Below are 7,415 nucleotides of genomic sequence, written 5' to 3' on the forward strand. Positions count from 1 at the left end.
ATCTCCGTCCAGAGATCGTCGGGAAGCAGAGCGCGAGCCATGCCCCACCAACGCACCATCCACCGCTTCGTGCCGTTCTGTTAGGCGCTCTAAGCGCACCCACGAGCCGCAGCAGATCGTCGGTGACCTGCTCCAGGCCGAGATCAGCGAGAAGCAGGCCCGCTCGATCCGCTACCAGATGACGATCGCCAAGCTGCCTCTGGCCAAGGACATCACCGAGTTCGCCTTCACCGGCACGCCGATCAACGAGATGCTGGTGCGCGATCTCGCCGGCGGCGAGTTCCTAGCCCACCAGCGCAACGTCGTGCTGGTCGGCGGCACCGGTACCGGCAAGACGCATCTGGCCATCGCGATTGCTCGCGCCTGCATCCGGGATGGGGCACGGGCCCGGTTCTACAACGTGGTCGACCTCGTCAACCGGCTCGAAGCTGAGGCGCGGGCCGGCCGGCAGGGCCGCATCGCCGACCACCTCGCCCGCCTCGACCTCGTGGTGCTGGACGAACTCGGCTACCTGCCGTTCGCGCAGTCGGGCGGGCAGTTGCTGTTTCACCTGATCAGCAAGCTCTACGAGACCACCTCGATCGTGGTGACCACCAACCTCGCCTTCGGGGAATGGCCGGCGGTGTTTGCCGGCGACGCCAAGATGACGACCGCGCTGCTCGACCGGCTCACACACCACTGCGAGATCGTCGAGACCGGCAACGAGAGCTGGCGCTTCAAGAACCGCGCCTGAGGTCGGCTACCCGTCGCGCCTTCTGGATCCCTGATCAGCCCGGCTGCGCCACCTCGATCCGCTCCGCCGGGCTGACCAGGGGCGTCACGACACATCCAGGGGGTCAATTTTGGACGCCGATCCGGGGTCAACATTCCACGCTGTTTGACAGCCGGCACCGGTAAGTCGCAACACTTGGTCGGTAAAACTCAAGTCCAGCAAGTTTCCGCCGCCTATGAAGCTCGGAACGCGTATCAACTACTGGCAGGCTGAGGACATCCGCCAGCTCATCCGCCGCAACAACGAAACGAAACGCTAGCGCCATTGGGAGTCGATGATTGCTTTCACCGGCTCCCTCGAAACACCCATTCAGTGCCTAAAAATCCGGGAATCCCGGAAATTTCCCTTAAAAGGCTCGAAATCATGCCTCGCAAAAAGCGCAAAATGCCTCGCCTGCCGAAGGGCGACTTTTCTCCCCGCGATGACTCGAAAATCATGCGTCGAGTTGTTAGCGATCCGGCTGCGGCAGCCGAGCAAGCGCGTGAAAAGTACGCCGCCGGCGAAGACACTTGGCGGCAAGAGAAATACGAGGTCTTAGCTGTCGTGTACGCCCTGGGGCAGTATCTGAAATACCATGGTAGTGCATGGCGGCAGTTTATCAAAAGCCCGTTTTTTGCGACTCGCAAGCATCCGCTGCGTCCGATCAAGGATCAGCCCCACGCCATGCGCCATGCCGCGTACTTGGTGCTGAACGCCGGCAACGATGCAAAGCGGGATCGAGCGGGGGCCTATGTGCGGGGCTTGCAGGTGCTGGCCCGCCGAGCGGTACGCGCCGATGATGTTGTGGGGGAAATCATCAAGGCGGGGGGGGATCGAGGAACTGACGAAGGCGGCCAAAACGGATCCCACTCGCCCGCAGAAGTATCGGCCGCCTGAAAACCCTGAAGGGGACGATTACTGGAAGATCGTGGATGACCCGGACCTGCATGAGTCCGAGGAGGAGCCGGAGGAGGCGGCCCGCCCGTCTCGCCGAGGTCAGGCCAAGCGGAAGCACGAGGATCGAACCGTCGAGGCTTTCGAGCGGGGTAGTGATCCGGACGGGCGCCTCACCGTCGAGTTTGAGGCCTCTGCGAAACGCCGGGACCGTCTATTTGCGATGGTGGATGGGCAGGAAGCGACGGTTCGCATCATCTGCCGGGGCGAGACGGATGATGGTTGGCAGCGGCTTGAGATCTTGAAGCTGAATCGAGAGAAAATCGTCCGCTAACAGCCAGACAATGCCGATGGAGCTGGGGTGGGTGACTGCCCCGGCTTTTCACGCTTGAACGTAGGATCGCCTTGGCTCGATCCCCTATTGAACCGCCCGAACCAGCGTGCGCCAAGGATCCGTGGCAGGGCAGGGACGGCTTTCGAGATCGGAGACAGGCCGGGGGAGGATCAGCACATCGTCCAGCTCGGCCCGCCCCCGGCGCAAGCTCTTGAAGTTGTAGGAGTTGACGTACGCCACGTCGCTCGTGATCGGGGTGGCGTGCAGCGCGACAAGGGGACCACCGCGGGGGCAATAGCGATCGCCCGCCTGCGCCAAGTGCTCATCGAGCGGTTCGCGGAGGCGACTTCCGGGGGGCATGGCCACCACGCCTTGGAGGTGTAGGCCATCATTGGGAAGAAGGTCACGGATGGGGAGCTGACGGCTGCCCGAGCCGGGAACATCGGCAATAAGAACCCAAACGGGCCGCAAACTGCGCACGCTGTTGGCACGGGGGTGCTTCCAAATGCGAAACAACAGCCGCGTGTACGCCCCTTCCGCTGCATCGTGCATCTCGGCAATGATCGAGGTGCGCTGCCGGCAATGGCTGAGGTGGCGAAATTTAAGGACGAGGAGGTAGGGGGACCACCCGTCGGCCACTCGGTCGATGACCACTTGGCCGAAGCCACCCGCGAGTTGATGAAACTGCTCACTTCGACTGAGGTTGGCGAGGAGAAGGGGTTGGATCATAGTAATGTCCTCGATGGGTTAGTCTGGTCCAAAGGGGTGTCAGACGGGAGTGGGGGAGGCTTGGGAAGGGTAATGGCTTGGGTGGACATACAAGCTGATAGGCTTATTAACCCTAAGGAGCTCTAATTCGACACGACTCCACATATGCTCGCCGTTCAACGAGCAATTCTGCACGGAAGCCCGCGCGTCAGCCTGTGGCAAATCCAAGCAGTGCCGACAAATGCATGTTTGTTAAATTATTTTACCAAATTGTGATTATTCGCAAAACTGGGCAGATACCTGCACTCATCTCAATTACTGTAGCTCAAATTACCCACCGTAAATGCGCACGAAAATGGACATACTAGCGGTTACGACTGGAATATGCATACTCTAAAACAGCGAAAGCACAGTCATGCCCCTATGTCTCTGCGTAGCGGTTTTGACGAGAGCCCGCAGCCCCGGCGTTAAGGGGCCGTAGCTGACGATTGCCACGTCGAGGTCACGGTCAACAGCGAGCCGCAGCGCCCGCAGCATGGCCGCGTCGATCCAGGCATCCGCGTTGCCGAAGGCACCCCCGCCGAGCCGCGTGAGCAGCACGCGGTTCGAAGCGCCTCGCGCCGCGTTCAGTACCCCGGCCAACATCGTCCCCTCGTAGGCCGCCTCCAGCACGAGGCGGGCGAATGGCGCCCACGATGAGGCCGGCAACCGGGCGTAGGCTACCGGCAGCGCCGAGCAGAAAATCTGACTGACGAGAGGGATTGGTGCCGGCCCGTCGGTCACTTCGACATCCTTGTGGAAGCCGAGGCGCAGCCGACCACGCAGATCGTCCAGGGCTTCCTCATCCGCCTTGCTTAGATGCTCGGCGATAGCCGCCAACCCCGCCCGCGTCGGCAAAGCGTAGCCATTGCGCATGGTCCAGAGTGTCGCTCGGTCGGTGCCGAGCCGTTGTGCCAAGGCGTCACCGAGCTCGCTCAACCCGTCGAGTTGCCGTTCCGCCGTCTGACCGATTTCGCCAGTCACCGGCACGAGGTAGTTGCGGTAGATCGTAGCTGCGCCCGCTGCCATGGCGCAGGCTGGCCCCTGCGTGCGGTCGTGGGCATAGCCGGCGACGCCATCCTCCGGCGTAATGCTAGGCCCGACCATTTCCAGCATGTTGAACTGCGAGGCGACCTGAAACAGCGCGCCCCGGTTCTCCGGCAGGCGATGCATCGCGCGCACGTCGCCCTCGACGACGGACAGCCGCAACCGCCCCGGTCGGCGAACATCCGCCGCCGCGGCGCGCAGTTCTGCCACCGACGGCAACGTCAGCGCACCCACCGCAAAGCTTTCGCCAGTTGTCTGATGTATGAGGCGACCGTCGACGATGCGAAGTCGAGCCTGCGTTTCGCTATAGCCCGCCTCTCGGAAGCCAGTTAGTCGCTCGAACCAATCCACCCTGTCCGTCCTTAGCTCAGCTTTGATCGACTCAACGGCACCCCGGAGCGAGCTTTTCGCTCAATTTCGATCTCGTCTCAATCGCAGGGTGTGAGATCGACCTGCATGGTCCCGCCGGCAAATGTGCCGAGTTCCGGGAACGGTGCTGCCTCCCCGATTGCCCGGTGGCCCGCCTCAACCGCGGCCTGTAGCTGCGCTGGCGTTGCTGTTTGGCTCTGCGACCGCACGAGATGAAGGGGTGCTGTCACCTCGGCATCGTAATTAAGCGTGACTGCAAACGTGAGCAGCAGGCTCGCGTCGGCTCGAAGCGCCTCGGGAATAGCCCAGACCTGCCGGATGCGGTGCGCCATAGCTCGCTGCGCGTCGTTGCGCGGTGGACGGGTCGTGCAGTTTAGCCCGGCCGAAGAGGGGGCAACCGGTGCGTCGGTCTCCTCGCCCGTCTGTTCGGCGCTGTTGGGCTGCGGCGGCAAAGCCGAAGTGCCTCGGCCAAACCTCGTAATCGCCGACCCTAGCGATCGGTCGGAGGGAACTGTGATTCGGCACGGCCCGAATACGATGCGGGCGAGCAGAGGCCGGCTTTCCAGCACGAATTCCTCCGTGTCCGGCGCCGTCACATGCACGATGTCGTGGGGCGGTGTCACTGTACGCAGGACCGCGACGCTCGGCGCGTCGTGCCGCTCGACACGGCAGAAGAAGCCCTGACCGGGGGTTCCGGGCATCCCGAGGCGGCCCGACAGCTGGACGAGCCAACCGGTGGGCGTCGGCTCGATGGCGCTGACCCCGACATTGAAGTCGATGCCCTGCGCCAGCGAGGTCCGGAAGGCTTCGCGCTGCATGGGATTCGTCATCGCCGAGACGACGCGCTGTCCGAGCATCTCGAAGTCGGTGTAGGGGCCGGCGCTCACCGATGTGTTCGGCTGCGAGGGGTTCAATGCCTCGCGGCGCGACTGGGCGGCAGCCACCTGATCGCGCAAGGTCCGCGTCGGTCCGAGCATCGCGGCGAGCGGTGCAGCGGCCGGTGTGCCAGCCGTTTCGCGTTCGACCGCCTCCATGCGGGCGAGATAGCCGTCGAGGCGGACGAGTTGCTCGGCGGGCGGCAGTGCCGCGAGCTCGTTTTGCGTGAAGGCCAGCAGCTCCTTGAGCAGCTGAACCACCTTGCCCCGAGCCGCCTCGTTGCGCCGCGTCCGCTCGTGTTGCTCGGACGGCACGATCTGAGCCTGTTGCGCCGCCGCCTCGGCTTCCGCCCGGCGCTCGGTCTCGGCGCGCCGTTGGCGCTCAGCTCCCGTGGCCTCGTCCGCACGCTGTCGGGCCGATGAAGCGCGGGCGTCCCCGACCTTGTAGCGCAACTCAGCCATCGCGGTGTCGATGCGGCGGATCTCGTCGGCGCGATCAGCCGCACCCATGCTGTCCCAATTGGGTCGACGAGCTTGGCAGGCGACGAAGTACGCCCGGAAGTCATTCATGTCCGCCTCGGTCCAATCGGACAGAGCCTTGCCGTAAGGCTTCGGCGTGTAGGGCGAGATCTCGTAGGAGAAGCTTTCGTGCAGCGGCTTGCGGCAACCGCCGATGCGGTCGAGGAAGTCGGTGATGACGCCTGCCTGCGCACTGGTAGAGCTGGCGACGATCGCGAGCATCAGCGCCCGTGTAATACGGGAAAGGATCATCGGGATTGCTCCGGAATCAGGGTGGATGTGACGTGGCTCGAGGCGCAGCGGCAGCGCCAACAGATACTTGAATGAGGGACTGTCAGTCCGTCGATTGTCAAGCCGCGGATCGGGTTTGTCGGTGCGATGGACGCGCGGGCGATCATCGGTTGGAATCTGCGGCGGTTGCGCGTGGCGCAGGGGCTGTCGCAGGAGCGGCTGGCGCTGGCCGCCGGCATCGACCGCGCCTACGTCGGCCGGGTCGAGCGCGGCAGCGAAAACGTGACGGTCGACACCCTGGCGGCGATCGCCCGCGCGCTGGCGGTGCCGGTTGCCGACCTGTTCGTGGCTCCCGAGCCCGGGACAGAGCGGCCGGCGCCGCTGAAGGCCGGCCGCAAGCCTGTGCGCTAACTGCGCTCCCATCGGCCCCGCGCTCTATCGCCCGCTAGGCCGTTGAGGTCGGCCAGGATGAGCCGCAGCTCGCGCCACGGTGTGGCGGTGTCCGCGACCGGGCCGGGGGCGTGCACGCTGAGGAGGACAATCAGCTTCAGCACGACGGCGTGACAGGTCCAGGCCGGTGTCGCCAGGAGGCTGTCGGCGGCGGCCAGCACCGCCCCGTCGACGGATGCCTCATGCAGCTCGGCCTCGAGCAGGCCGGCTTCCTGGGCCGCCGCGTCCCAGCGGCGCTGGCGCCGACGCAGGCGGTGCATGAGCCGCTGCCGGCATCGGCCCGGCGGCACCGCTCGCGCGATGGCTGCGGCGTCGGCCGCATAGCGGCGCACGCCATCGGCGCCGCCCGGCAGCCTCACGCGGGGGAAGCCGATGCCAGCGAGCAGCCTTGCGTCGATGCGGTCGCAGGCCGCCAGCGCCGCTTCGTGTCGGTCGAGGAGGCTCACAAACTCGGCAAACAGCCGCGGGATCGGATCGATGGGCGTGCCGGTGTCGGCGATGCCGGCTCGATGGGGCTCGGCCGCGCCCGACCGTGGGCCGATGAGCGACAGGCTGCCCAGGATGGCGAGAAGGCGCCGCCGCGACGGCGAACCTCGCGCCGCGGGCGAGGCGACCCGATGGAACTGCGCGGGATCTAAGCCCATCACCTCAATACTCCCCGGCCAACAGGACGGTGAGCACCCGAGTCGTAACGCTGGTGTCGGCCGGGTCGGGCGAGGCGAAGCGCCCCGCGCGGTCGAGGTAGTCGATCTTGAAGAAGACCCGCTCGCCCGCAGCCTCCAACGCGCCGAAGTCGTGCTCACCGAAGGGGTCGTTGTCGGCATCGAACCGGTCGAAGGCGGCGACGGTGTCGAGGATGATCTGCTGGCGCTCGCGGCCGAGCGCGACGATGCCGGCGCTGAGCACGAGCGTGCCGCCGCTGAGCGAGCGGCGCAGGATGTCGTTGAGCGCAGCGACGCGCCCCACATCGAGGATGTCGGTCATGGGAAGACTCGGAGAGGAAAGGGGAGGGGACGTTCGGCGGCCGGGACGGCGCTGCCGCTGAGCGACCCAGGCCGTCGGGGCGGCCCGGGCGCGGATCTCGTGAGGCGAGCTACGCTTCGCCAGGCGGCAGCAGGGCGAGTTCGGTGGCCTTGCGTAGGATGGTCGGCTGGGTGGGATAGTCGCGCCAGCGCAGTGAGAAGACCCGGCCGTTGAT

Annotated in this window: 9 protein-coding genes; 4 read left to right on the forward strand and 5 right to left on the reverse strand. The window is 65.4% G+C overall.

Going from position 1 to position 7,415, the window contains the following annotated elements:
- The 3 genes from istB to BM140_RS25625 all read left to right on the forward strand — a co-directional run.
- Nucleotides 1-733, forward strand: a 733-nt coding sequence (istB, locus tag BM140_RS24770; RefSeq protein WP_244535632.1) for an IS21-like element helper ATPase IstB, incomplete at its 5' end; no start/stop codon positions are given.
- 402 nt (nt 734-1,135) lie between these two features.
- On the forward strand, nt 1,136-1,648 hold the full coding sequence (locus tag BM140_RS25620; protein ID WP_165616560.1) for a hypothetical protein: 513 nt from the start codon (nt 1,136-1,138) through the stop codon (nt 1,646-1,648).
- A gap of 31 nt (nt 1,649-1,679) precedes the next feature.
- On the forward strand, nt 1,680-1,979 hold the full coding sequence (locus tag BM140_RS25625) for a hypothetical protein (protein WP_131803975.1): 300 nt from the start codon (nt 1,680-1,682) through the stop codon (nt 1,977-1,979).
- A gap of 84 nt (nt 1,980-2,063) precedes the next feature.
- Here the strand turns inward: BM140_RS25625 and BM140_RS24780 are convergent, their stop codons facing one another.
- The 3 genes from BM140_RS24780 to BM140_RS24790 form a co-directional block, all read right to left on the reverse strand.
- Entirely contained in the window at nt 2,064-2,708 is a 645-nt protein-coding gene (locus BM140_RS24780) for a hypothetical protein (RefSeq protein WP_091952114.1), read from the reverse strand.
- 372 nt (nt 2,709-3,080) lie between these two features.
- Nucleotides 3,081-4,124 carry a hypothetical protein gene (locus BM140_RS24785; RefSeq protein WP_091952115.1) on the reverse strand — a complete coding sequence of 348 codons (1,044 nt, stop codon included), beginning with the start codon at nt 4,122-4,124 and terminating at the stop codon, nt 3,081-3,083.
- A 77-nt stretch (nt 4,125-4,201) separates the two neighbouring features.
- Nucleotides 4,202-5,788, reverse strand: coding sequence for a hypothetical protein (locus BM140_RS24790; RefSeq protein ID WP_091952116.1), 1,587 nt, complete (start codon nt 5,786-5,788; stop codon nt 4,202-4,204).
- 126 nt (nt 5,789-5,914) lie between these two features.
- On the opposite strand from BM140_RS24790, the gene BM140_RS24795 reads away from it, so the two are divergent.
- Nucleotides 5,915-6,178: a helix-turn-helix domain-containing protein gene (locus BM140_RS24795; protein ID WP_091952117.1), complete on the forward strand. Its 264-nt coding sequence runs from the start codon at nt 5,915-5,917 to the stop codon at nt 6,176-6,178.
- On the opposite strand, the gene BM140_RS24800 is transcribed toward BM140_RS24795, so the two are convergent.
- Together BM140_RS24800 and BM140_RS24805 are read right to left on the reverse strand one after the other, a co-directional pair.
- Complete coding sequence (locus tag BM140_RS24800; protein ID WP_165616561.1) at nt 6,175-6,861, reverse strand: hypothetical protein; 687 nt, start codon at nt 6,859-6,861, stop codon at nt 6,175-6,177. The genes BM140_RS24795 and BM140_RS24800 overlap by 4 nt on opposite strands.
- Nucleotides 6,862-6,865: 4 nt before the next feature.
- Nucleotides 6,866-7,201, reverse strand: coding sequence for a DUF3768 domain-containing protein (locus BM140_RS24805; protein WP_091952118.1), 336 nt, complete (start codon nt 7,199-7,201; stop codon nt 6,866-6,868).
- Nucleotides 7,202-7,415 lie beyond the last annotated feature (214 nt).

Source organism: Methylorubrum salsuginis, assembly GCF_900114375.1.
Taxonomy (GTDB): Bacteria; Pseudomonadota; Alphaproteobacteria; order Rhizobiales; family Beijerinckiaceae; genus Methylobacterium; species Methylobacterium salsuginis.